The sequence below is a fragment of the Limosilactobacillus mucosae genome, from assembly GCF_013423865.1.
GTDB classification, from domain to species: Bacteria; Bacillota; Bacilli; order Lactobacillales; family Lactobacillaceae; genus Limosilactobacillus; species Limosilactobacillus mucosae.
Window position 1 is genome coordinate 1,933,406 of record NZ_CP058954.1, and the last position, 23,232, is coordinate 1,956,637.

Sequence of the window (23,232 nt, forward strand, 5' to 3'; positions counted from 1 at the left end):
AAATAATCGCGTGCCGTCAGCATTAAGTCCGATTACACGCGATTTTTTCATTTGTCTGCAGTTATTTGCGGTTATAGTATTCAACCTCAACATCATCGTCAGTCAGAATCAGCTTAGTCAGACTGCCGTTTTCCGGACGCACCGTCAGATCGTACTTACCCTGGCCAAAACGCTCCATCAAGCTAAGCAGCGTATTGCCATGACTGACCCAGAGAATATTGGCGTCATCTGGTACCTCTGAGTGCCGAATCAGGTCAATTCCCTGATCAACGCGGGCCCAGTATTCAGCATTGTTTTCGGCATGGTGGAATGGATCGGCATCCTTTAGCCAGTCTTTGGCCTGACCGATACTATATTTTTCAACGATTGCCTTAAAAGTTGGCAGACCATGCGGCGCTCCTGCCAGATACCAGGCCTCATCCATATTGGCACCTTCAAAATAGCCATAGAACTCTTCTCTAAAGAATGGTGCCGTTATTGGCTGCTTGACCGAGTCAGCCTGATTCATATCCAGGATCGTCTGGATCGTTGCTTCGGCGCGGGTGGTGTCACTGCAAAAAGCTGCATCAAAATGAATCTTAGCCAGCTTTTCTCCGGCATTGTGCGCATCCTGCATCCCTTTTTGCGTCAACGGCGAATTGCTCCAGCCCTGCAGCTTGTTATAGATGTTGTAGTACGTCTGACCATGCCGTACCAGATAGACATTCAATTTTTTCAATCTCGTTACCCCCTTTGAATCTAAAACGATTGTAATGCTTTCTTGAACTTAAGGATAACATAAGGCGCCCATCATAGATTCTTCAAACATTCCCTTTAATATTAAAAGCATCGAAAGAAGGGATGTTGCTTGAAACTACGTAATCCACATTCTGAACAAGATATCGTCGCTGCCCAGATCGTTGGGATGAATGGCAAGACCGTTACCGTCAAAACCGAAACCGGCCAGATTCTGCGGCTGCCATTAACTGCTAAGCATCAGCATGACCAGATCTTTTTGGCATCATTAAAAGACATCTGGCACGCGCAAATCTGGATCCCTGTCAACCGCCAGCTCAAAAGACTGTTCCATTATGATTGGCTGCTCGATCCAGCTCCAGTCAAAGCATAAATCTGATTAAGTTTCCTCAACGTTTTTCCACAATACACTTACACAGGCTGAATTTGTGCTAGAATGATTGACGTTAAGCTCTTTTATGAGTACGTTAAGAATCATATAACTGCGAGGATATTTTTCGACATGAAACGATTAAGCAAACTCGTGAACACCAGGATTGGCTTTTTTGCACTCTTGGTGTTCCTTTTTTGGATTAAAACCTTGATTGCCTACTTCACTGACTTTAAATTAGGCGCTCAAGGCTTGGTTCAATATCTAATCGTCCTGATCAATCCACTGGGAACCACCCTGCTATTGTTTGGTCTGGCATTTTACTTTAAGCGATCGCGCTTTTTCTATCCCGTTTTAATGGGAATCGACATTGCCAATACGCTGCTATTATATTTAAACGTTATCTACTACCGTGAGTTTACGGACTTTATGACGATTGCCACCATGACCGGCTATTCTAAAGTCAACCAGGGGCTTAGCGGCAGTTCTTTGGCATTGACCAATCTGCATGACGTTTTTTATTGGCTCGATATTGTCGTCATCCTGCTCTTGATGCTTTTTAGAAAGATTAAGTTTGATCCCCGCGCTTTTTCGCACCGGCTGGCATTTGCCTTCACCTCAGTTTCATTGGTCGTCTGCGGCTTGAATCTGATGGTGGCAGAAATGGATCGGCCACAGCTTTTAGGGCGGACGTTTGACCGCGTCTACATCGTTAAGTACCTGGGGCTGGATGCCTTTACCGGTTACGACCTGGTTAAATCAGAGCACGTCAGTCAAATGCGTAAGAGTGCCACCAAATCACAGCTCAAGACCGTTGAGAAGTTTACCAAGGAGCATTATGCCGCGCCGAACAAAAAGCTGTTTGGGATTGCCAAGGGCCGCAACGTAATCGTTATTCACCTGGAAAGCTTCCAACAGTTCTTGATCGATAAAAAAATCAATGGTCAAGAAGTTACGCCATTTTTAAATTCGCTGTATCACGGTCAAGACACCTATGCCTTCTCTAATTTCTTTAATCAGGTTGGCCAAGGCAAGACCTCAGACGCGGAAAACATGTTGGAAACCAGCACGTATGGACTTTCGCAGGGTTCACTGTTTGCAACGCTGGGCAATGACAATACCTTCCAGGCTGCTCCCGCTATTTTGAAGCAGCGGGCTGGCTATACCTCAGCTGTTTTCCATGGCAACGTCGCCAGCTTCTGGAACCGCAACAACGTCTACAAGAACCTCGGCTATCAATACTTCTTTGACGCCAGCTATTTCGACACGTCCGGCGACAAGGCAACCGGCTATGGCTTAAAGGACAAGCTGCTGTTTGCTGATTCGATCAAGTATCTGCAGCACCTGCAGCAGCCGTTCTATGTCAAGTACTTAACGGTTACCAACCACTTCCCATTTGATCTTGACGATGAGGATAAAGACTCCAATTTCACGACGACGAATACTGGATCATCAACTGTCGACAACTACTTCGTTACCGCGCACTATCTTGATCAGTCGCTGCAGGAGTTCTTTAGCTATCTTGATAAGACGGGGCTGGCCAAGAAATCAATTATCATGATCTATGGTGACCATTATGGAATCTCTAATTCAGAAAACAAGAACCTGGCCAGCGTCTTAGGCAAGAATGCTGACGACTGGACCGATTTTGACAACGTTCAGATGCAGCGGGTGCCGCTGATGTTCGTTATTCCAGGATCTGGTGGTCACGGCGGCATCTACAGTACTTATGGCGGCGAGATCGACGTCTTGCCAACGCTGCTGCATCTGTTGGGAATCAGCACCAAACGCTATATCCAGTTTGGAACTGATCTGTTCAGCTCACAGCATGATCAAGTCGTTGCCCTGCGCAATCAAGACTTTGTGACACCAAAGTACACCAGTATCAGCGGCAAGATCTACCTCAACTCGACCGGCAAGCTGGCCAAGCTGACCAAGCAGGAGAAAAAACAGCTGCGGGCCGATCAAAAGAAGGTCTCTGAAGAACTGGCCCTGTCAGATTCGCTTAACGAAAAGAATCTGCTGCGCTTCTATCATCCAAAAGGCTTTAAGACCGTCAATCCAAAAGACTACAACTATGCTAACGGATTAAAGAAGGAAAAGAAGATTGAAAAGTCCAAGGGCATTCAATCAACCAGCATCTTCTCCAAGAATAACGACAAGACCACTACCGACAGCTATAGCACCAATGCCCCAGAACAGGGACATTCTGCTACGAGTTCCAACCGAATCAAGATCACCAATCCTGATGGCAATGGCAATTAATGTTTCGTTAATCTAATTTAAGTCCCAGGGCTGTTAAGTCAGTTCTGGGGCTTTTACTATTTCGCTCAGTTCCCTGCTTAATTGGTCCCAAAATTCGTGATAAAATTAAAGAAAATTGATTTAGAAAGGCGTGAGCTGCATTATGCGAGAACATGAAGAGATTCAAGAAAAACTGATTGAAGTTGCCAACCGCCGCTATGCTACCAAAAAGTTTGATCCTGACCGCAAAGTCGATGACGATGACTGGCGCACGATTCTAGAAGTCGGCCGCCTGTCGCCCAGTTCGTTTGGCTATGAGCCGTGGCAGTTCGTTGAGCTTGATAATCCGCAGATGCGTCAAGACCTTAAGCCAATCGCCTGGGGAGCCGTCAACAGCATCAATGGCGCTGACAAGCTGCTCTTGATTTTTGCCAGAAAAGACATCACCTACGACAGCGACTACGTAAAATACATGGTCCAAGACGTCAAGCGCCGCGAATACGATCCCAATTCCAAATCATCACAGGCCTTTAAGCATTTTCAAGAAACCGACATGGACATCAACGACGAGCGCACCCGTTTCGACTGGGCAGCCAAGCAGTGCTACATTGCCATGGCTAATATGATGACGGCAGCAGCTGCGCTAAAGATTGATTCTTGTCCAATCGAAGGCTTTAATCGTGAAAAAGTCGAATCCTATCTAGCTGAAAAAGGCGTCTTAGACCGTCAGCACTGGGGATTGGCCGTGATGGTAAGTTTCGGCTATCGCGATGAGCCAATCAAGCCCAAATCACGGCAGGCTATTTCTGACATCTACCGCACGATCAAATAGATAAGGAGCAAGAACATGGCTAAAGAAATGCTGGTTACGACGACTGAAAAGATTCCGGGCCATAACTATGAAGTTTTAGGCGAGGTCTTTGGCGTTACCACCCAATCCAAAAACGTTTTTTCCAATATCGGCGCTGGACTGAAAAACGTGGTTGGCGGCGAGATCAAAGCCTATACCAAAATGCTGCATGAATCGCGTGAGGTCGCAATTGCCAGACTGCGCGAGGATGCCGAGGCCAAAGGTGCTGATGCCGTGGTCATGATGCGCTTTGACTCCGGCTCAATCGGAACCGACATGCAGTCAGTGGTTGCTTATGGCACGGCCGTAAAATTTACTGAATAAAAAAAGATCCAGGCTGAACATATCGCCTGGATCTTTTATTTTTACTTATGCCGCGAATCGATGTGCATCGATGAGCTGTGCGTGGCCATTCGTTTTTGAGGGTAAAGCGCCTTGGCCAAAGCCGTAATCGCAATCGGCGCCTCGCCAAAGCCAACTGCAATCAGCGCGGCCTTGCCTGGGTAGGTAACGCCATCACCAATTGCATAGACGCCAGGGACGCTGGTTTCCATTTTGGAGTCAACCTTGATCAACCCCCGCTCGCTTGCCAATGGCAGTTCCCACTCATTAAGCGCGGCGTTGTTGGAGGTAAAGCCATAGTTAACCAAGATTTTGTCTACTGCCAGATGTTTTTCTTCATCTGAGCGCATCTTTTTAAGCGTCAAATCAATCGAATCATCTTCGTTCACTTGCAGTTCCTTAGGCAGGTATGGCGTTTCAACCTGAACCTGAGATTTTTTCAGCTGGGAGACGGTATGCTCCAAAGCACGAAAGGCATCCCGGCGATGAATCAAGTGAACCTCTTTGGCAATCGGCTCCAGCATCAGTGCCATATCAATCGCCGAATCACCGCCGCCCAGCACTGCCACGCGCTGATCGGCAAAATCAGACTGATCACTGACAAAATAGCGCACCTGTCGTCCCTCCAGCTGGTCTGCGCCATCCAATGCCAGTCTGCGTGGTGAAAAGGCGCCGTTGCCCAATGCAATCACCACGGCTTTGGAATAAGACGTTCGCTGTGCTGATTCAATCTTAAAGGTCCCATCAGCCAGCTTGACGACGTTGGTAACCTGCTCGCCTAAAAATTGATCAACCGGCGCAATGGCCATCTGTTTTTTGAGATCAGCAATCAACTCGCGCCCCTGCACGCCAGCCTCACCAGCTACGTCCCAGATTTGTTTTTCCGGATAGAGTGTGGCAACCTGTCCTCCCAGCTGAGGCAGGCTTTCAATCAGCTGCGCCTTTAATTCATGCAGACCAGCGTAAAAAGCAGCAAACATTCCGGCGGGACCGCCACCAACAATCGTTACGTCATATGTCTGTTCCATCATCTTTACCTCGTTTTAAAAAAATCTTTTCTACGACAAAAGCCATTGTACCACGGCTTGGCGCCTTAATTTTGATAAAACGGTTTAATTGTTGTCAAAACAATGTTTGAGTTTTAATTGGTTTTTGGTTATTATGTAATTGTAAACGTTATCTAACAATATTCATTCGGAGGAAATCAATCAATGGCTAAAAAGAAAATGATTTTAGACTTGGACACTGGTGTTGACGACGCTTTGGCTCTGGCTTACGCGGTTGCTGATCCAGAAGTCGATTTGATTGGGATCGTGGCTTCATACGGTAACAACCTGCTGGACGTTTGTGCTGAAAACAGTCTGAAGCTTTTGGAACTGCTCGGCCAAACCGATGTGCCTGTCTACAAAGGTCTGCCACACTCCAGCACGACCGACAGCTTTGAAGTTATGCAGGTTTCTAAAGACATTCACGGTAACAACGGGATCGGCGATGTTGAGCTGCCAACCCCTAAGCGTGCCGTTGAAGCTGAATCCGGTGTCGACTTCTATATCGAAGCAGCTCACAAGTATGGCAAGGATCTGATCATCATTCCTACTGGCCCAATGACCAACCTGGCCGCTGCCCTGGAAAAGGATCCTGAAATTGCTCACCTGATCGGCAACGTTACGTTCATGGGTGGTGCATTGACGGTTGAAGGTAACGTTACTGACGTTGCTGAAGCCAACATCAACCAAGACGCCAAGGCTGCCAACACGGTTCTGCAAAGCGACCTGCCATTGACGATGGTTGGCCTGGACGTTACGCTGCGCACGCTTTTGACTAAGAAGGAAACGCAGCAATGGCGCGACCTGGGTACGAAAGCTGGTAAGGCCTACGCTGACATTACCGACTTCTACATCGATGCCTACTACAACCTGGATATCGACAAGAACGGCTGTGCCCTGCACGACCCACTGGCAGTCGGTGTCTCCATCGACCCTACCTTTGTTCAAACGATCAGCCTGTTTATGAAGGTTAACTACGAAGAACACAACTACGGCCGGACGATTGGTGACAACTCACGCTTGAACGATCCTAATCCAAACGTTAAGGTTGCCGTTAACGTTGACAAGGAACGTTACTTGAAGGTATTCATGGAACGTTTGAACAGCGTCTTGAAAGAACACTAATTACTAATCAAAAAACCTCATCGGTGCTTGCCGATGAGGTTTTTTGATCCTATTCAGTCTGCAGATTGGCTGACGGCAGATCCATAGCTGCGTTCTGAGCCGGCATAACAGCGTTTAGAAGCGTTAATTGCGCTAAGGCCTCAACCCACTCAGCATCATCATTTAAAGCTGGCAGCAATTGATATTCATTTCCGCCAGCAGCTAAAAAGACATCCCGGTTCTCCTCGCCCAATTCTTGAATCGTCTCCAGACAGTCAGCGGTAAAACTAGGCGCGATGACCAGTACCTTGCGATAGCCTTGCTTAGGCAGCGCGGTCAAAAGATCTTTGGTGGCCGGCGTCAGCCACTTTGCCGGTCCAAAGCGCGACTGATAGGCTTGAAAACAGGGAATCTGCAGCCCCAAACGCTCAATTACCGCCATGGTCGTTTGCCGGCAGCACTGGGCGTAAGGATCACCGGCCTTTTGATAACTGAGCGGAATGCCATGATATGAAAAGACGATTGCATCTGGATTCATTTTAGCAACCGCTTTTTGCAGTTTATTCGATAATGCTTTGACATACGGCCAAAAACTGCTGTAGTCACTGACGAATCTAATTTCTGGAACCGTTTTGCGATCCTGGTAAAACCGAGCGACGTCATCTTGAACCGAAGCCGTGGTTGTAGTTGAATACTGCGGATACATTGGAATGATCGTTAAATCGGTGATTCCTTGAAACTCAAATTCTTTTAAGACCGCACCAATCAGCGGCTGACTGTAGCTCATGGCATAGCGAACCGTATAATCCGGCAGTCGCTTTTGCAGCAGCTGGGCTTGGCGCTGGGTATAATGCAGCAAAGGCGAGCCAATCTCTGATGACCACAGCTGCTCATAATTGGCGGCCGACTTGGGAGCATGTTTAGGCAGCACCATCATGTTTAGAATTGGCTGCCAGATCAATGGCGGCATATGAATGACCCGCCGATTGCTTAAGAACCGCCGTAAAAATCTGATAACCGCTGGAACGCTGGGATCACTTGGCGTTCCAAGATTAACCAGCAGGATGCCTTTTTGATTTTTCTTCATGGTCTTGCCTCTTACTCTTGTTTGAAATTCAATAGGACCATTCTACCACGACATCTAGTAGATATTTTAGAGATTAAACGCCATATATTGTGTCCAGGCTGATCAAATGATTATCAGTGAATCTCAATAAATTTAAACCCAGCTTGATTCAAATCAATTTCTCTGCTTAAATTCTTTTTTATTTCAAATTAAACTTCGATAAAATTTCTGCTGGCTTGCACTATGCCAAGTTATTTTGTAAGATGAAAACGATCAATCATTCATGTCTGGGGTGCCATACGGCTGAGATAATACCCATTGAACCTGCTCTGGATAATTCCAGCGAAGGGAGATACGGTAAATAATCTGTTGTAATCAGCCCCACTGTGGATCTTTTCCATAGTGGGTTTTCTTTTGGACAGGTGATTGAAAATTTCAATCATTAGGAGGGTCTTTCATGGCCAAAAAAAATAACAAGTTTCATCTGCGCGACATCATCCTGCTGGCACTGGTCGGCATTATCTTTGGGGTGATCTACTGGGCAGCTGCCTTTATGTACAACGCGCTGACCATTGTCTTTACACCGCTCAAACTGCCAATGATGGGTAACGATCTAACCATGGGGCTTTGGTGCATGGCCGGTCCGATGGCGGGATTTATGCTGAAAAAACCTGGTGCACCTTTCCTTGGCGAGTTTTTAGGTGCCGCTGGTGAAGCCTTGATTGGTGATCAATGGGGCGCGGCCAATCTGATTTCTGGTGCCGTTCAAGGGATTGCCAGCGAACTGGGTTTTACATTCACCGGCTACAAGCACTACGACTGGCTAGGGGCCGTTTCAACAACCATTACCACGACGATCGTAACGTTTGCCTGGGATTGGTTCCGCAATGGCTATAACAAGTTTGGCTTCAAAAACGTTTACTACTTTAGCGGCCGGCTGCTTTCAATGTTCTTCTTCTGCGGCGTTTTGGTAATGCTGATCGAACGGCTGCTGGAACGCTCGCACGTCATGAAACGCGAGGAATTTAACGACTAATGAATCATTTGGCAATTGACAATCTGACTTTTGCATATACGCCAAAGCACCCGACGTTAAAAGACGTTGCGCTGAAAATTCCGGTTGATTCCTGGACGCTCTTTTATGGTGCTTCCGGCAGTGGCAAGTCCACGCTGATGCGCCTTTTAGCCGGTCTGCTGCCTAAATACGGCGGCCGGATTCTGCAGGGAAACATCGAGCTGCCGAATGTTTTAACCGTTGCGATGATGTTTCAGGATCCCGGGATGCAGTTCGCGCTTGATACGCCGCAGCATGAATTGGAATTTGCCTTGGAAAACCTGCAGCTGCCTGCCAACGAGATGCCCGCCCGCATTGAGCATGCCTTAAAATTCTGCGGCATTGAGCACCTGCGCGATCGTCAGCTGGCCACGATGTCAGGTGGCGAGCAGCAGCGGGCCGCCTTGGCCGTTTTAGTCGCGATGGATACTGATATTCTGCTGTTGGACGAGCCATTTGCCAGCATCGACAACCATAATCGGACTTTGTTGATTCAGCAGCTGACCTTACTGCAGCAAAAGTATCACAAAACGATTATCGTTGCTGATCATGATCTGCATGGCTATCGCGGTTTGGCTAAACAGATCATTCACTTTGAAAATCAGCGGGCCCAATTGCTTGATGCCGCTGCCAGTGATGCACTGCTTCAGTCTGCCGATCAGCTGGCCGCCACAGTCCACCATGTCAAACTGCCGACTGCCAGCGACCAGCCGATTCTAACGCTCAAAAAAGTAGTGATTGAACATGGGGATCAAAAGCTGATCATGGCAAATGACTTTTCATTTTTCAAAAATCAAACGACGCTGCTGACCGGCGCCACGGGAACCGGGAAATCCTCATTGTTTAAGGCTATTACACACTTGGCGGCCTACCAGGGAACGATCATCTATAATGACCAGGACACCCAAAAAATCAAACCGCGCCGTTATGCTCAACAGGTCGGCTACGTCTTCCAGCATGCCGTCGACCAGTTTCTTAGCGTAACGGTTAAAGAGGAGTTGGCGCTGAGTCTTAAAAAAGGCCGTAATCCCTACTTTGACGAGGATCACCTAGCCGCGGCACTTAAGCTGCTTGATTTGAATAAATTGCAGGATCGCGTAGTCTACTCGCTTTCTGGCGGTCAGCAAAAAAAGCTGCAGCTGCTTTTAATGCTGATTATGGGGCAGCCGGTTCTGCTGTTGGATGAGCCTTTTAGCGGCCTTGACCTTCATTCGCTGCACAATGTCGTTGATCTGATCAAGGCCAGCCAAAAAGTCTACCCGCAAACAATGATCATTATCAGCCATCAGTTGGAGGGCCTGGAAAAGCTGATTGATCGGCACGTAAAACTGACAGACTGTCAGCTCAGCTATCGGGAGGAATTTTAAATGAATCCAAGTTTTAAACTGTTGTTGGTGCTGATCATTGCCTTAGAAGTCTCGTTTACGCGCCATTTAACGATCAATCTGGTCTTAGTTGCCGTTGCCATAATCTATCTTTTGACTAAGCGCATTCGGCCCCGCTTGTTTGGCTGGCTGTTTTTAATGCCGCTATTTCCAGCAGTCGCGGTATTTATCACGATTGCCTGGTTCAGTCCCGGCCATGACTATTTTTATGCCTGGGTGCTGTTTTCACGAATCTATGTCTACGTTTTTACCGGCGCGGCTATTACGCAGACTACCAGTCCACTGGAGCTCACCCGCTCTTTGGAACAAAATCTGCATCTGCCCAGCAAGTTTGCTTATGGAACGCTGGCGGCCGTCAATCTGATTCCACGGATTAAAATGGCGGTTAAAACGATTCGCGCGGCTGGTCAAATGCGAGGCATCAATCTGTCTTGGTGGTCACCAACGCTTTATTTCAAGGCAATCCTGCATGCCATCACCTGGTCGGACCAACTGGCGCAGGCTATGGAATCACACGGCTACGTTGAGGATCGCGCGCGGACCAGCGTTCATCAGATTACATTAACGGCTCGCGATTGGTCGATATTGATAATAAGTATTATTTTAATACAGATTATCACATTTGCCCTACCATAGCAGATTCGATATAATTAAAGAAAATATTTGGAGGATTCCAATTCATGGATAACAAATTCGGTCAGCGAATCGTTAGCGCGCTAGCCTACTTCAGCATTTTCTTTTTACCGGTCATCTTCCCATTGATCGTCTGGATTATCGCAAAATACCAAGGCTTCAACGAGGTGCGTAAAAACGCTGTTAAGGCCTTCTGGAGCCAGATTTTCCCCTTGCTGTACATGATTGCCATCTTTGTAATCATTGGCGCAGCCAACATGCAGAATCTGGCTCATTTAGGCGGCTTGTTCAGCATTCTGGCAGCTTTTGCATTGCTGCTGGCCTTAATACTTTTGATCTACAACGTTGCGATGGGAATCGCGGTTTTGTTGGGACGCAAGCCACAAGATCATCACCAGGAATTCTAGTTTACAAGTCAGTAATCCTTGTCTCAGCACTGAGGCAGGGATTTTTTATTTTGGCATATTTGTAAAAACAGATTATTAGCATACTAATTAAGCAAAAACAGCACTATGCCAAGCTTTGTCGTGCTTAGCATAGTGCTGTTTTTTTGATTACGTTTATTTAGTGCTTGAATTGAGCTTTGATGACTGATTCTTCTGGAATGTTCTTTTCACCCTTCAGCATCTGCAGCAAAATCTCACCGGCACGCTGCCCCATCAAAAAAGGATTTTGCGAAACTACCTTGGCATAAGGACAGATACTGCCAATCAACGCAGTATCGGCAAAGCCAGTTACCGCGGTTCTTGCTTCGTCAATGACATGCTCTTTCATCAATCGCGGCAGAAATTCCAGCAACCAGCGTTCTTTGAGGGCAAACAAAAGACATTTACCTGGTCGACTCAAGGCTTTTTTGAGTGCACCATAGACTGCATCCGGCTGAAAGTTGTTCTCATCAATTTCAATCGTCTCAATGGTCGACGCTGCTTGACTGATTCCTTGAAAACGCTGAATTCGCGTTGAAGCCAACTCAATCGTCGAAGTCAAAACTACAACCCTTTGAAAGCCTTGATCAGCGAAATATTCCGTCGTACTGCGCGCAGCCTCATAGTTGTCAGTTACTACTTTGGGCCATGTTGAGCGTGGTAAGTCACGATCCACAACTACGACTGGAAAATCACGCGTTAGCTCACCAGCGACCTGCTCCGTATCGCTGGTTAATGGCTGAAAAACCAAGCCATCAAAGCCATGCTGGTTGATTGAATGCAGCAGCTGACGTTCATGAGTCAGACTTGAGCCGGAATTTAAAAGGACCGATATGTATCCTGCCTCTTCAACCCGACTTGATATGCCACGATAGATTTCAACTGAAAAATAATCTGCAATATTAGCCGCCAGAACCGCAATAATTCGACTGCTATTGCGCGCCATCTCTCGTGCTGCTGAGTTGGGAACGTAATTCATTTTTTTAATGGCAACCCGAATTCGCTCAGCAGTCTGGTCTGACATTTTTTGCGTTTTGCCATTTAAAAATCGCGAAACCGTTGCCACTGAAACATCAGCAACTTTAGCAACATCTCTAATCGTAGGGCGTTTTTTACTTGCATCTTTTATCGACATAAAATTCACTCTTTCGCTAATCCTCTAAACACTTAATTATAACAATGGCGACTGTTGATGACAATTTAGCCCTAATTCATCTCTCTTTTTGTAAGCCCTTAAATTTTTTTGATAAATTTAAGGTAACGGGTTAACCTTTATAAACCCTTTAATATCAACAGGTAACAGGTTAACCACATGAAGCAAAAGGGATTTGCAAGCTAAAAATAGTATTGAATATTTTAGGTTAACAGGTTACACTATAAATCGTTGAAAGCGAAATCATTTTTGGAGGTGCGATCTTGAACGAAAGAACACTAATCGATCCAGAAGCCTTTGCCTTGAAGTTTGCCCAAACCGCCCAAACGGAAGCAATCGCAGACAAAGACCTGGCCATTGCCGCTAAGAAGTTTCTACTGAGCTATCTAACCGCCTATTATCTGGTTGACGATTTTAACGCCATTGAAAGAACCAATTTCAAGCGGGTTGATGAGAAAAAATTTCAAGATCTGACTTTTGAAGAATTGCTGAATCGAGTCAAATCATTAAACAAGTACTGAGACATTTTAAAAAGGGGACGAAAAAAATGACTTTAATCTTAAACACTTGGATTTTTGAAAATGATGTTAAGAAAGGTGTCAGTCAAGTTGACCTGGTTAAGCGGGTTGCCGCTTTGGGTGCAGATGGCATCGAAGTTCGTCGCGAATACTTCAAAGACTTTGATGTTGAATTAGCCGCCGTTGCCAAAGCCGCCCGCGAAAATGATTTGATCGTCAACTACAGTGTGCCGGATGTGATCTTTGAAGCTGATGGCACGATCAATCCTAAGCTGCCACAATACTTTGCGGAAGGCAAGCAGATGGGCATCGCCAAAATCAAGTTCAACACTGGCAACTTCTCAAGCTACCATGGCGACCTGGCAAAAGATTTAAGCAAACTGCCATTGGCTGAAATCAAAATGAATGTTGAAAATGACCAAACACCAGTCTCAGGAACTCCTGATGCAATCATTAAATTCCTGACTGCAGCAAGAAACGCTGGCCTCAACAGCATCGGCTACGTTTACGATCTTGGCAACTGGGCCTTTACCGGCTTCGATGCCGTTTTGGCCGCCAAGCAGCTTGCACCTTATTGCGACTACATCCATCTTAAAAACTCCATGCTGGACAGCGAAGGTCATATGATCACCACCGATGATTTGGATAAGGGCATGTTCAATTGGAAGATCATCTGCAGCTATCTGCCGCATGACGTTCAATTTGCTTTGGAATTCCCAATGGCTTCCGACCAAGACGTTGCCGCACAAATCAAACTGTTTCAAGAAAATATTTAATTCATCAGAAAGTCTAGGGTGAGCAATTATGTCTTCTACTATCATTGCGATCTTGCTTTTGATCACATTTATTGGTTTTATTGTCTATATTCTTAAAGGCGGCAATTTGATGATTGGTTTTTTCATCATGGCTATTTTATGGGCCGTGATTGGATTAGTGCCATTCAATGTTGCCATTAAAAAAATCTTCGCTGAGCCAGCCCTAAACTACGGCCCAACGATCATCTACATTGTTTTTGGTTCTTGGTTCGGACGCGTCTTGGTTGACAGTGGCATCGCACCAGCCATCTCAGCCGCTACCAATAAAGTCGGTAAGAAAAAGCCGCTTTTGGCCGCGGTGTTGGTTGCCTTGGTCACATGCCTGATTTTTGTCAGTGCCTATGGGGTTGGCTCGGTAATCGCAATCGGCGTTATCCTGTTGCCAATCCTGCTGTCGGTCGGTTTACCCCGTGATCTGGCCCTCTCGGTATTCGTTTTGTCGATCGGTGCTCCTATGTATCTGAACGTTGTCTTGTACAACCAAATGAAAGCATTCTTCCCAAAGGCGGTCTACGGTGGCAAATACCTTGAATTCGGCATTGCTGCCATGATCGTTCAGATGGTTGCTGTATTGATCTTTTTATTCGTTCATCGCAAACAGATTGACCCTGCCAAAGCAGATGAAAATCTGGCAATTATCGGCGCGGCTGACAACGCTGATGAAGTCAAGTCGGTACCGGTGATTTCATATCTTGTGCCGATCATCCCAGTTGTCATGAACATGCTTTTCAAATGGGATGCGGTTCCGGCCCTAACGCTTGGTACTTTAATTGCAATGCTGCTGACGGGACAGTTTAAAGATTACAAGCACTCGATTCAATTTATGAATGACACGATCAAAACTGCTATCAGCGATATTGCCGGATTGATTATGTTCTTGATGGCACTGACCATGTTTAGCGGTGCCGCTTCAATGAATGCCGTTCGTTTCCGTCCAATCTTTGCTGCCATTCTGCCGCACAACACCTTAATTCTGTGTCTGGCAATGGGAATCCTGGCACCATTAGCATTGTTCCGTGGTCCGCTCCATGTCTGGGGTGCCGGCGCCGCAACCGCAGCCGTTCTTTCAGGAATCGGTCTGTTCTCGGATGCATTGTTGCTGCCTTTAATGTACGTGCCAACGTTATTAGCCGTTTCAACTGATATTACTCAGTCATGGAACGTCTGGGGCCTGGACTACATGAAGGTTGATTCTAAGAAATTCTTGAAGAATGGCGTACCCGTTATGTGGATTGTAAGTATCATTAATGAGCTGCTGGTATTCCATTTCTTCGGCTAAACTAATTTAAAAAGAGGTATATGAATCATGAGTGAAGTAATTACTATCGGTGAACCAATCGTCACTTTTTGTTCCAAAGAACCCGATGTTTCAATGGCTGATGCCTTAGAATGGCACAAAATCCTTGGCGGTGCTGAGCTTAACGTAGCAATTGGCGTCAAGCGTCTTGGCCATTCGGTTGAATACATCTCGCGTGTCGGCGAGGATCCATTTGGCGAATACACCAAAAAGACGATTGCCAGTCATCAGGTCGGTACCCGCTACGTTTCTTCTGACCCCGACTACTGGACCGGTCATCAGCTAAAAGAGCTCGTTACCAAGGGCGACCCTAAAACCTTCAACTACCGGAAGAACTCCGCAGCCTGCCATCTCAGCAAGGAAGTCATTGAAAAAGTTGACTTAAGCGACGTCAAAATCGCCCACATGTCAGGAATTTTCCCCGGCATCTCTGACACCGCAGAAGAAACGTTCCGCGCGCTGTTTAAACGACTGAATGAAAACAATATTCTTACTACCTTTGATCCTAATCTGCGGCCGCTTTGGAAGAGTCACGACTATATGGTCAAGACGATCAATGAACTGGCCGGCTACGCTGATATCGTGCTGCCTGGCGTCGAGGAAGGCAAGATCTTGATGGGCTCTGATGATCCAGAAGCAATTGCCGACTTCTACCTCAAGGGAGAACGAACCAATACGGTGATCGTTAAGATCGGTGCAGAAGGCGCGTTCGTAAAAACCAGCAATGGCGACAAGTACACGGTCAAGGGCTTCCACGTTGACCATATCGTCGACACGGTTGGCGCTGGTGATGGTTTCGCCCTGGGTGTCATTACTGCCCTGCTTGAAGGCAAATCGCTCCGCTCTGCAGTAATGCGGGGCAATGCCGTTGGCGCACTCCAGATTCAAACGCCCGGCGACAACGATGGCTACCCAACTCCTGATGAGCTAAAAGCATTTTATACTCAGGAAGGAGTTGCTGAAGACTAATGAAACTACAGGCAGCAATTGACCGCGTTACCTTAGAACAGGCTAAGGATTTAGCGCGTCAGCTTGATCCAATCGTTGACATCATTGAAATGGGAACGTCATTGATCAAGGATTACGACTTTTACGCATTGAATAAAGAAGCATTAGGACTGCAGCATGCCGAGCTGCTGTTGGACGCCAAAACGATTGATGAGGGACAGTACGAGTTTGAAAAGGGCTTTGAAACCGGAGCCGACATTCTAACCGTTATGGGCGCGGCTTCGCAAGGAACGCTGGAAACTACTTATAAGGTTGCCGAACGGTACGGTCGGCAAATGTTTATCGACCTAATGGAAGTCAATGATCAAAAACTGGCAGCCATTGATCAATTTGAAAATGCAATCTATGGCCTGCATCATGCCAAAGATGATACCGGTGCCTTTGATGCCGCTGACTCAGTTGCCAGCTTCCATCAAAAATATCCGCAGATCAAGCGCATCAACGTGGCTGGCGGCATTGACCTGAATCAGGCACGAAAACTCAAGGCACAGGGAATTGCGGAAACCGTAATCGTTGGCTCTAAGATCGTCAAGGCTGCTGATCCGGTGGCCGCTGCTAAGGAATTTATGAAAGAGGTTAAATAACATGAGCTTAATTGCACAAGTCAAACAAGAAATCGATACCGTTTTAGATTTAGTTGACGAAACTCAGCTGGATGCCGTTGCACCTTTGCTGACCAAAGAAAAGCGCATCTTTGTCCTGGGTGCTGGCCGGTCTGGTTTAATGGCGCGTGCCTTTGCCATGCGGCTGATGCACATCGGCTATACGCCCTATGTCATCGGTGAAACCATCACTCCTTCTGTGCAGGCTGGGGATGTCTTAGTTGCCGTATCAGGTTCTGGCAATACCAAGAGCATCGTTGAACTGGCAGAAAAAGCCAAGCAAAACGGTGCTGAAATCATCGCCGTTACCAGCAACGCCAACTCAAAACTAAGTGAACTTGGCGATGGCGTCATCGTCGTTCCAGGTGCTACCAAAGCTGGCGATGGGGTTAAATCCATCCAACTCTTAAGCACCCTTTTTGACCAGACCGTCCATATCGTTTTAGATGTTTTGTGCCTGAAACTAAGCCGCCGCGACCATACCTCTAATGATCAGGCAGCCAAAGAACACAGCAACATGGAATAATCGTTCAACCTGCAACCAACTCCCTATCCTCAAACTCCCAAAAACCCCAATGATCGTTGATGATCATTAGGGTTTTCCTATTTTACGTATTGGTCCAAGAATTTCTGGACGTGTTTTTGATAGGCTTTAGGATTCGTAGCAAACGACTTGGCATGGGCTGCGCCTTTAACGACCCAAAGCTGCTTGGGACCACGAGTTGCTTGATAGTTTTGATATACCATCCGCGTTGGCACGAAATCATCATCAGCTCCATGAATAAACAGCATTGGGCGATGATTTTGCTTCAGCATTGCCGTTGAGCTGGCATCATGCAGATAAAAGCCATTGGCAATGCGGTTGATGATGCTCAATGATCCTTCCAGCGGCTTACGGACCAGCCATGGCAGATGATAGAGATTCTGTGCCTCATAGTCGATCTCAGCAGCCAGACTGGAATAGCCGCAGTCTTCAACAAAAGCCTTAACCTGACGCGGAAGCTGAATGCCGCTGGTCATCATGGTCGTTGCTCCACCCATACTGACGCCAAACATCACGATCTGGCTGTCTTGACCATTATACTTGATCAGCTTGTTGATCCATTTGCGCTCGTCATAACGTTCCGGCCAGCCGTAGCCAATATATTTACCCTCGCTTTGTCCCTGCGCGCGGGCATCGGGAACCAGAACGTTATAGCCCAGCTGATGAAACAGCGCGGCATAGGCCCCCATCTGATCCTTATTGCCCATAAAGCCATGCGCGATCAAGACGCTCTTATTAGTCTTTTTTGCGGCTGGGACGTACCAGGCATCCAGCCGATAGTTGCCGGTTGCGGATTTGATCGTCCAGCGCGTTTTATGAACGTCTTGATACCACTTTTTCTGCTGATACAAGGGATCGCTCTTAACGATTTTCGTATTGTTATTGATAAAGTCTTTGTGCCCCGGTACCATTGCCACGTGAAAAAAGTAGCCGCCAGCAGCAAAAATCATGATCAAAAGCGTTGCCGCCACGCCGATCAGCCAGCGCAGCCACCGATGCTTCCTAGATTGATTATGCAAAATTATCCCTCTTTTTCTCAAATTCACAATGACTACCAGTTTAGCAGATTTTATTTTGATTGTCGAAATTCTTTTTACACGCTCTGTTGCTCAAATAATGATAAAATAATCGTAACAAACTAATTAAGGAAGTGAGCGTATGTTTCCAGAACGTCTGCGTGCTTTAAGAAAAGGCCAAAACCTCACCCTAAATGAACTTGCCCAAGCGTTGAACGAGCATCTGGGACCTGGCGAAAGACCCAACACGCCAACTCAGATCGGCAACTGGGAACGTGGCATCCGCAATCCCTCATTCGTTGAGGTTCGTAAAGTAGCCGAATTTTTTGACGTCAGCATGGATTATCTATGCGGCCGAACCGAACGTGATGGTCACGACTTGGCAAAACTTTTCTTCTCAAATCAAGACCTGCTGTTTGAAGGTACCGTCCTAACCAGCCAGGATCGCTATGAAATTTTTCAATTAATCAATGGCTACTTAAAGGGACGCAGCCAGCGCAGTGAAACTGACACCTTTTATGGCAAGCAGGAAGAACTGAATCTTGATTTTAAGGAGTAAACGATGAACCCCAAGCAGTTAAAGAAACTCAAAAAACAAGTTAAAAAAGCCCATCAAGTCGTTAAAAAGCAGCCATATATCGAGCAATTGATGACCTATCGTGATCTATTCGACGATTTTCCGCAGATTAAATTTCTGATCAATAACGTCTTGGAAAGCGATCGGCTGATCAAAAATGGTCTTTTACCGCAGCCATTACCTAAACTGCTGCTGCCCGACAATATTCAAGACATCATCTTTAAAAAAGTCAACGAGCAGTACCCACAAGGCAACCCAGAAGGCGACCGGCTCTGGAATCGCTACGTGGATACCTTGCCAAAACTGGACCGGCTTCTGCGTAATTATCGCGACTATCTGGAAGCGACCTATGGCATGTGGTCCTACGTCAACGCGCCTTACATCAAGGCCCTTTCAGAATACCTGCATGGACGGCCAACGCTTGAGATCATGGCTGGCAATGGCTATATTTCCAGCGGCTTGCGGAATCTGCGGCCAGCACAGACGATCTTTGCCACCGACAGTACCGATTGGACCAAGGAAAACGAGACCGGCAAGCATCCCGTCACCACGATTGAGCCTCTGGATGCCTTGGCCGCAATTAAAAAGTATGGCAGTCAAGTCGATTATGTCATCATGTCATGGTCGCCCGACAAGCTGGAAATTGATTGGGAAGTCTTGCAGCTGCTGCGTAAAGACTATCCAGAAGTCAAATTATTGGTCATTGGTGAGAAAAACGGTGCTACTGATTCAGCTAAATTCTGGCAAAATGCTCATCTAACCCAGGATGACGAGCTGAAAAAAGTTAATGAACAGCTCCACTCATTTGACTTGATTGACGAACAGATCTATTTGGCTCAGTAAACAAAAGACCACCGGAGGAAAAATCCTCCGGTGGTCTTTCTGCGTATTGATATTATCTCAGGCTAGTGACGAACGTCCACTTTCGCCATTGCCAGGCCCCTTGCAATCCGGCAAGTTAACGGGCCCCGCTCGAAATGTCATTTCCGCTCGCGCGGGGCAGCCAAACAAGGGTCGGCTGCCTGACCTCTCGACTCATCGCAATGGCTAGAATAGCACACTTAAAGCTTTCATGCAAACTATTCAGCCGCCTTGGCCGCGCGATTCTCATTAGTCTGTGCCAGCTGCTTCGTCACCCAGGCCTGCATTTTTTCAGTCAGGGCCGTGGTTGAGCCGTTTAGCTCGTCAGCAGCAGCCAACTCATCAATTCGTAAGCCCGAAGCATTCAAATCGGTTCCTGTAGCCACCAGATACAGATTAACTGGTTTGGCATCGGCACCTTCTAATAGCTTAGGGTCAAGACGCATGGCCTCCTGCATTGGAATATTGATCAAGTTCGTTTCTAGAGCTACTTCAAGCGAATCACCGCTTGGCATGGCGACTTGCCACACATAACGAGCCAGATAGCCGGCATCCAGCTGATCGATTACGAACTGCAGCCCTTTTGTCAAAGTCGCAGCTTGTTGAATCTGAGCTGCATCGGCAGTATCCGTCTGCGTTTTTGCCTTATCCAGCTGGGTCAGATAATCATTAACCGTTAATTCCATCGCTTATCGCCCCATTTTGTTGATTTCCTGGATTGAGTAATAGTGACGCTGTTTTATGCCATACCAGATTCCGGCAATACAAAGAATGATCCCCAGGATTGCCAGCACCTGTACGAACATCCCGTAGACGGAAGCTTTAGGCCGCACCACCTCAAAAGCTCCCCAATCTGCGGCGGCATAATACAGCATTACCAATACCGTTACATAACCATCAAAACGCCAGTCCAGTGCCGCCAAAAAATCAACGACTACTGAAAGCGCAACGATCAGTCCGGCACGCCATAAAACCGTGCTGCTGACCAGCGACGTGCCGTGTTGATGATACATCAGCAGTTCCAAAGTCAGTGCAATCAGCATCGTAACCGTGGAAATGGCAATCACTTTGATGACGTTGTTCGACACTTTCTTCATTTTAAAAAAATCTCCTCATAATTTGCTTGGCAACATCACCATTCTACTAGAAAGCGCTGTAAACCTCAATTACTCTGCCGATTGCTGGCCAAAAATATTGTATACTAAATTTATAGAAATCGGGAGGGATCAACAATGGCAGATGGACAATATCACAACATTTTAGTACCAGTCGATGGATCAAAGGTCACGGCTCAGGTTTTGGAAAAAGGCATTGCGATGGCTAAGGCTTGCGATGCTCACCTGGATATTTTAAATGTCGTTCAGGTTACGCAGCTTTCCGATGGTTACGCGCCTGCCAGCTCGCTTTCACCCGACCAAACCTATGACTTGGTTAAGACGACTCAAGAACGCCTGGAAGACCTTAAGCAAAGGGCAATCGATGCTGGCGTTGCCAAAGTCGACATTCACGTGCGGTTTGGCAATCCTAAGCAGGTTATCGGCCGCGACTTTCCCAAAGACCACAACAACGATTTGATCGTAATCGGCTCAACGGGCTTATCAGCTTTTGAACGCATCGTCTTAGGCTCAGTAACCGGCTATGTAATTCGTGTTGCCAAACCCGACGTCATGGTTGCTCGGACGCAAAAATAGCAATTATTCAATTAATCATAAAAGGACATGCCCCATTTGGAATTGGATGCATGTCCTTCTTTTTTGCATTTTAGCGGAAAACAGGCGCTTAGTCTAAGCCCAGCCGTGTCTTAACCATCTTTTCCACTTCATCAGCCGTGTAGCACAGGTTGATGGCATCGCTGGCCCACTTGGCACATTCCTTGGTATCCAGATTCTTCATCATGCTCCGCGTCCGCAGAATCGAGCTGGCACTCATGGAATACTCGTCCAGTCCCATGCCCAGCAATAATGGCATAGCCAGCTGATCACCGGCCATTTCGCCACACATGGCCGCCTTGGTGTTGTTGGCATGAGCGGCGTCAATCACGTGCTTGATCAGCCGCAAAAAGGCTGGGTTGAGCGGCTGATACAGGTAGGAAACCGCGTCATTGCCCCGGTCGGCCGCAAAGCAGTACTGAATCAGGTCATTGGTCCCGATACTGAAGAAGTCGACCTCCTTAGCTAATTGATCAGCATACAGCGCCGCCAGCGGTACTTCGATCATCATTCCGATCTTGACGTTGTCGCCTAGACCCGGGTGATCCTTTTGCAGCTCATCCTTGCATTCCTGGTAGATTGCCTTGGCCTGACGCAGCTCAGCCAGGGTCGCGATCATTGGGAACATGATCTCAACGGGACCAAATTCAGAGGCCCGAATCAAGGCGCGCAGCTGCGTCTTGAAGATGTCAGGCCGGTGCAGGCAGATTCGAATCGCCCGGTAGCCCAAGAACGGGTTCATCTCTTCGGGCAGCGGCAGGTAGTTCAGCGGTTTGTCGCCACCGATGTCCAGCGTCCGCACGACGACCGGCTTGCCCTGCATGCCCACGACTGCTTTTTTGTAGGCTTCAAACTGCTCGTCTTCGGTTGGCAGGTGATCGCTGCTCATGTACAGGAATTCAGACCTAAACAGGCCGACGCCATCAGCCCCCTGCTTGAGGGCATCAGCTACGTCATCGGGCGTGCCGATATTGGCCGCAATCTCAAAATGCTGGCCGTCCTTGGAAACAGATGGCGCGTCCACCAGTTTGGCCCATTCAGCCCGCTCTTTTTCAAATGAGTCCGCCTTGGCTTGATACTCATCGATCTGAGCCTGGCTTGGATCAACGATGATATCGCCGTGCAGCCCATCTACGATGACCATATCGCCGTTCTTGATCGTGCTCGTAACGTCTTCGGCACCAACCACGGCTGGGATCCGCAATGTCCGCGCCATGATTGCCGCGTGGCTGGTCCGGCCGCCCAGATCGGTTGCCAGCCCCTTGACGAACTTGGCATCCATCTGTGAGGTATCGGATGGCGTGATCTCCTTAGCAATGATTACGACTGGCTCACTGATGGAGGCGATGTCTGGCAGCTGCTTGCCCAGCAGATGGCTCAGCGCCCGCTTGGCAACGTCTTTAACGTCAGCGGCCCGCTCCTGCATGTACTTGTTGTCGGTCATGGCGGCCAGAACATTGGCAAAATTGGTCGTTACGTCCGTCATGGCTTCTTCGGCGGAAACGTGCTGGCTTTCGATTTCATCTTTGATCTGACTCTTCATTTCCGGGTCGGACAAAATGGCAATGTGCGCGTCAAAGACTTCCAATTCCTCATCGCTCAAGCGGCTCTTGGCGTTCTGCTTGATGGTCGCCAAATCAGCAATCGAGGCGCTGAAGGCTTTTTCAACTCGCTCATATTCCGCAGCCGGATCATCAATCGTTTTCTTTTCAAAGCTCAGATCCGGATCAATCAGCAGATATGCTTTAGCAATTCCAATACCGTCACTGGCGGCAATTCCTTTAATGATTTGTGGCATAATTTTTGTCCCCCTCATCAATTCTCTAAATGTCAACCGTTTGACATATATTAACTTCGTATATTATAAACCGTTATCAT

Annotated in this window: 26 protein-coding genes and 1 riboswitch; of the genes, 18 read left to right on the forward strand and 8 right to left on the reverse strand. The window is 47.4% G+C overall.

Going from position 1 to position 23,232, the window contains the following annotated elements:
* Positions 1-61: 61 nt before the first annotated feature.
* Positions 62-718: a histidine phosphatase family protein gene (locus H0G69_RS09580; protein WP_180304804.1), complete on the reverse strand. Its 657-nt coding sequence runs from the start codon at positions 716-718 to the stop codon at positions 62-64.
* Between the two features lie 129 nt (positions 719-847).
* Here H0G69_RS09580 and H0G69_RS09585 point away from each other — a divergent pair, with 129 nt between their 5' ends.
* The 4 genes from H0G69_RS09585 to H0G69_RS09600 all read left to right on the forward strand — a co-directional run bounded on the left by H0G69_RS09585 (position 848) and on the right by H0G69_RS09600 (position 4,523).
* On the forward strand, positions 848-1,108 hold the full coding sequence (locus tag H0G69_RS09585) for a hypothetical protein (protein ID WP_048345733.1): 261 nt from the start codon (positions 848-850) through the stop codon (positions 1,106-1,108).
* A 129-nt stretch (positions 1,109-1,237) separates the two neighbouring features.
* Complete coding sequence (locus H0G69_RS09590; RefSeq protein WP_039946140.1) at positions 1,238-3,370, forward strand: LTA synthase family protein; 2,133 nt, start codon at positions 1,238-1,240, stop codon at positions 3,368-3,370.
* 142 nt (positions 3,371-3,512) lie between these two features.
* Entirely contained in the window at positions 3,513-4,181 is a 669-nt protein-coding gene (locus H0G69_RS09595) for an NAD(P)H-dependent oxidoreductase (RefSeq protein WP_180304805.1), read from the forward strand.
* A gap of 15 nt (positions 4,182-4,196) precedes the next feature.
* A complete protein-coding gene (locus H0G69_RS09600) occupies positions 4,197-4,523 on the forward strand; it encodes a heavy metal-binding domain-containing protein (protein ID WP_006500772.1) in 327 nt (108 codons plus the stop codon).
* A 41-nt stretch (positions 4,524-4,564) separates the two neighbouring features.
* Here H0G69_RS09600 and H0G69_RS09605 read toward each other — a convergent pair whose 3' ends face one another.
* Complete coding sequence (locus H0G69_RS09605) at positions 4,565-5,572, reverse strand: NAD(P)/FAD-dependent oxidoreductase (RefSeq protein ID WP_180304806.1); 1,008 nt, start codon at positions 5,570-5,572, stop codon at positions 4,565-4,567.
* Between the two features lie 180 nt (positions 5,573-5,752).
* On the opposite strand from H0G69_RS09605, the gene H0G69_RS09610 reads away from it, so the two are divergent.
* Positions 5,753-6,712 carry a nucleoside hydrolase gene (locus H0G69_RS09610; protein WP_006500774.1) on the forward strand — a complete coding sequence of 320 codons (960 nt, stop codon included), beginning with the start codon at positions 5,753-5,755 and terminating at the stop codon, positions 6,710-6,712.
* Between the two features lie 49 nt (positions 6,713-6,761).
* Here H0G69_RS09610 and hemH read toward each other — a convergent pair whose 3' ends face one another.
* Positions 6,762-7,778 carry a ferrochelatase gene (gene hemH / locus H0G69_RS09615; protein WP_180304807.1) on the reverse strand — a complete coding sequence of 339 codons (1,017 nt, stop codon included), beginning with the start codon at positions 7,776-7,778 and terminating at the stop codon, positions 6,762-6,764.
* Positions 7,779-8,035: 257 nt separating this feature from the next.
* Positions 8,036-8,125, forward strand: a riboswitch (TPP riboswitch).
* An 89-nt stretch (positions 8,126-8,214) separates the two neighbouring features.
* Between hemH and H0G69_RS09620 the strand changes: the two genes are divergently transcribed.
* Genes H0G69_RS09620 through H0G69_RS09635 form a run of 4 tightly spaced genes read left to right on the forward strand, consistent with a single transcriptional unit; the run spans position 8,215 to position 11,236 of the window.
* Positions 8,215-8,793 (forward strand): ECF transporter S component, encoded by a 579-nt coding sequence (locus H0G69_RS09620; RefSeq protein WP_074503748.1) that lies wholly within the window; start codon positions 8,215-8,217, stop codon positions 8,791-8,793.
* Positions 8,793-10,178 (forward strand): ABC transporter ATP-binding protein, encoded by a 1,386-nt coding sequence (locus H0G69_RS09625; protein ID WP_180304808.1) that lies wholly within the window; start codon positions 8,793-8,795, stop codon positions 10,176-10,178. Before H0G69_RS09620 ends, H0G69_RS09625 begins: the two co-directional genes overlap by 1 nt.
* Complete coding sequence (locus H0G69_RS09630; RefSeq protein WP_006500778.1) at positions 10,179-10,832, forward strand: energy-coupling factor transporter transmembrane component T family protein; 654 nt, start codon at positions 10,179-10,181, stop codon at positions 10,830-10,832. It abuts the gene before it with no gap.
* Between the two features lie 44 nt (positions 10,833-10,876).
* Positions 10,877-11,236 carry a magnetosome magnetite crystal formation protein family gene (locus H0G69_RS09635; protein WP_180304809.1) on the forward strand — a complete coding sequence of 120 codons (360 nt, stop codon included), beginning with the start codon at positions 10,877-10,879 and terminating at the stop codon, positions 11,234-11,236.
* A gap of 157 nt (positions 11,237-11,393) precedes the next feature.
* On the opposite strand, the gene H0G69_RS09640 is transcribed toward H0G69_RS09635, so the two are convergent.
* Positions 11,394-12,389, reverse strand: a complete 996-nt coding sequence (locus tag H0G69_RS09640; protein ID WP_180304810.1) for a LacI family DNA-binding transcriptional regulator — start codon at positions 12,387-12,389, stop codon at positions 11,394-11,396.
* A 281-nt stretch (positions 12,390-12,670) separates the two neighbouring features.
* Here H0G69_RS09640 and H0G69_RS09645 point away from each other — a divergent pair, with 281 nt between their 5' ends.
* From H0G69_RS09645 to hxlB, 6 genes are read left to right on the forward strand one after another with little or no spacing between them, the layout of a single operon-like run.
* A complete protein-coding gene (locus H0G69_RS09645) occupies positions 12,671-12,928 on the forward strand; it encodes a hypothetical protein (protein ID WP_006500781.1) in 258 nt (85 codons plus the stop codon).
* A 26-nt stretch (positions 12,929-12,954) separates the two neighbouring features.
* On the forward strand, positions 12,955-13,701 hold the full coding sequence (locus H0G69_RS09650; RefSeq protein WP_033934987.1) for a sugar phosphate isomerase/epimerase family protein: 747 nt from the start codon (positions 12,955-12,957) through the stop codon (positions 13,699-13,701).
* A gap of 28 nt (positions 13,702-13,729) precedes the next feature.
* A complete protein-coding gene (locus H0G69_RS09655; protein ID WP_006500783.1) occupies positions 13,730-15,019 on the forward strand; it encodes a transporter permease in 1,290 nt (429 codons plus the stop codon).
* A 27-nt stretch (positions 15,020-15,046) separates the two neighbouring features.
* Positions 15,047-16,006 (forward strand): sugar kinase, encoded by a 960-nt coding sequence (locus H0G69_RS09660; RefSeq protein WP_006500784.1) that lies wholly within the window; start codon positions 15,047-15,049, stop codon positions 16,004-16,006.
* Complete coding sequence (locus H0G69_RS09665) at positions 16,006-16,629, forward strand: orotidine 5'-phosphate decarboxylase / HUMPS family protein (protein ID WP_180304811.1); 624 nt, start codon at positions 16,006-16,008, stop codon at positions 16,627-16,629. The genes H0G69_RS09660 and H0G69_RS09665 overlap by 1 nt, the downstream gene beginning before the upstream one ends.
* Position 16,630: 1 nt before the next feature.
* Entirely contained in the window at positions 16,631-17,173 is a 543-nt protein-coding gene (gene hxlB / locus H0G69_RS09670) for a 6-phospho-3-hexuloisomerase (protein ID WP_056968582.1), read from the forward strand.
* A 77-nt stretch (positions 17,174-17,250) separates the two neighbouring features.
* On the opposite strand, the gene H0G69_RS09675 is transcribed toward hxlB, so the two are convergent.
* On the reverse strand, positions 17,251-18,210 hold the full coding sequence (locus H0G69_RS09675) for an alpha/beta hydrolase (protein ID WP_180304812.1): 960 nt from the start codon (positions 18,208-18,210) through the stop codon (positions 17,251-17,253).
* 139 nt (positions 18,211-18,349) lie between these two features.
* On the opposite strand from H0G69_RS09675, the gene H0G69_RS09680 reads away from it, so the two are divergent.
* Together H0G69_RS09680 and H0G69_RS09685 are read left to right on the forward strand one after the other, a co-directional pair.
* Positions 18,350-18,766 (forward strand): helix-turn-helix domain-containing protein, encoded by a 417-nt coding sequence (locus tag H0G69_RS09680; RefSeq protein ID WP_033934985.1) that lies wholly within the window; start codon positions 18,350-18,352, stop codon positions 18,764-18,766.
* Between the two features lie 3 nt (positions 18,767-18,769).
* On the forward strand, positions 18,770-19,627 hold the full coding sequence (locus tag H0G69_RS09685) for an SAM-dependent methyltransferase (RefSeq protein ID WP_180304813.1): 858 nt from the start codon (positions 18,770-18,772) through the stop codon (positions 19,625-19,627).
* 236 nt (positions 19,628-19,863) lie between these two features.
* On the opposite strand, the gene H0G69_RS09690 is transcribed toward H0G69_RS09685, so the two are convergent.
* A complete protein-coding gene (locus H0G69_RS09690; RefSeq protein ID WP_006500791.1) occupies positions 19,864-20,331 on the reverse strand; it encodes a hypothetical protein in 468 nt (155 codons plus the stop codon).
* 3 nt (positions 20,332-20,334) lie between these two features.
* Positions 20,335-20,742 carry a hypothetical protein gene (locus H0G69_RS09695; RefSeq protein WP_052133617.1) on the reverse strand — a complete coding sequence of 136 codons (408 nt, stop codon included), beginning with the start codon at positions 20,740-20,742 and terminating at the stop codon, positions 20,335-20,337.
* A 135-nt stretch (positions 20,743-20,877) separates the two neighbouring features.
* On the opposite strand from H0G69_RS09695, the gene H0G69_RS09700 reads away from it, so the two are divergent.
* On the forward strand, positions 20,878-21,336 hold the full coding sequence (locus tag H0G69_RS09700) for a universal stress protein (RefSeq protein WP_006500793.1): 459 nt from the start codon (positions 20,878-20,880) through the stop codon (positions 21,334-21,336).
* A gap of 88 nt (positions 21,337-21,424) precedes the next feature.
* On the opposite strand, the gene ptsP is transcribed toward H0G69_RS09700, so the two are convergent.
* The gene (ptsP, locus tag H0G69_RS09705; RefSeq protein WP_180304814.1) at positions 21,425-23,152 is read right to left on the reverse strand and encodes a phosphoenolpyruvate--protein phosphotransferase; all 1,728 of its coding nucleotides are present in this window, start codon (positions 23,150-23,152) and stop codon (positions 21,425-21,427) included.
* Positions 23,153-23,232: the final 80 nt, after the last annotated feature.

Coding starts and splice junctions, on each gene's coding strand:
- H0G69_RS09695 (WP_052133617.1), bottom strand. CDS start 20,742: ATGAAGAAAGTGTCGAACAACGTCATCAAAGTGATTGCCATTTCCACG.
- H0G69_RS09655 (WP_006500783.1), top strand. CDS start 13,730: ATGTCTTCTACTATCATTGCGATCTTGCTTTTGATCACATTTATTGGT.
- H0G69_RS09685 (WP_180304813.1), top strand. CDS start 18,770: ATGAACCCCAAGCAGTTAAAGAAACTCAAAAAACAAGTTAAAAAAGCC.
- H0G69_RS09600 (WP_006500772.1), top strand. CDS start 4,197: ATGGCTAAAGAAATGCTGGTTACGACGACTGAAAAGATTCCGGGCCAT.
- H0G69_RS09605 (WP_180304806.1), bottom strand. CDS start 5,572: ATGATGGAACAGACATATGACGTAACGATTGTTGGTGGCGGTCCCGCC.
- hxlB (WP_056968582.1), top strand. CDS start 16,631: ATGAGCTTAATTGCACAAGTCAAACAAGAAATCGATACCGTTTTAGAT.
- H0G69_RS09660 (WP_006500784.1), top strand. CDS start 15,047: ATGAGTGAAGTAATTACTATCGGTGAACCAATCGTCACTTTTTGTTCC.
- H0G69_RS09630 (WP_006500778.1), top strand. CDS start 10,179: ATGAATCCAAGTTTTAAACTGTTGTTGGTGCTGATCATTGCCTTAGAA.
- H0G69_RS09640 (WP_180304810.1), bottom strand. CDS start 12,389: ATGTCGATAAAAGATGCAAGTAAAAAACGCCCTACGATTAGAGATGTT.
- H0G69_RS09700 (WP_006500793.1), top strand. CDS start 20,878: ATGGCAGATGGACAATATCACAACATTTTAGTACCAGTCGATGGATCA.
- H0G69_RS09590 (WP_039946140.1), top strand. CDS start 1,238: ATGAAACGATTAAGCAAACTCGTGAACACCAGGATTGGCTTTTTTGCA.
- ptsP (WP_180304814.1), bottom strand. CDS start 23,152: ATGCCACAAATCATTAAAGGAATTGCCGCCAGTGACGGTATTGGAATT.
- H0G69_RS09650 (WP_033934987.1), top strand. CDS start 12,955: ATGACTTTAATCTTAAACACTTGGATTTTTGAAAATGATGTTAAGAAA.
- hemH (WP_180304807.1), bottom strand. CDS start 7,778: ATGAAGAAAAATCAAAAAGGCATCCTGCTGGTTAATCTTGGAACGCCA.
- H0G69_RS09625 (WP_180304808.1), top strand. CDS start 8,793: ATGAATCATTTGGCAATTGACAATCTGACTTTTGCATATACGCCAAAG.
- H0G69_RS09610 (WP_006500774.1), top strand. CDS start 5,753: ATGGCTAAAAAGAAAATGATTTTAGACTTGGACACTGGTGTTGACGAC.
- H0G69_RS09595 (WP_180304805.1), top strand. CDS start 3,513: ATGCGAGAACATGAAGAGATTCAAGAAAAACTGATTGAAGTTGCCAAC.
- H0G69_RS09680 (WP_033934985.1), top strand. CDS start 18,350: ATGTTTCCAGAACGTCTGCGTGCTTTAAGAAAAGGCCAAAACCTCACC.
- H0G69_RS09620 (WP_074503748.1), top strand. CDS start 8,215: ATGGCCAAAAAAAATAACAAGTTTCATCTGCGCGACATCATCCTGCTG.
- H0G69_RS09665 (WP_180304811.1), top strand. CDS start 16,006: ATGAAACTACAGGCAGCAATTGACCGCGTTACCTTAGAACAGGCTAAG.
- H0G69_RS09690 (WP_006500791.1), bottom strand. CDS start 20,331: ATGGAATTAACGGTTAATGATTATCTGACCCAGCTGGATAAGGCAAAA.
- H0G69_RS09635 (WP_180304809.1), top strand. CDS start 10,877: ATGGATAACAAATTCGGTCAGCGAATCGTTAGCGCGCTAGCCTACTTC.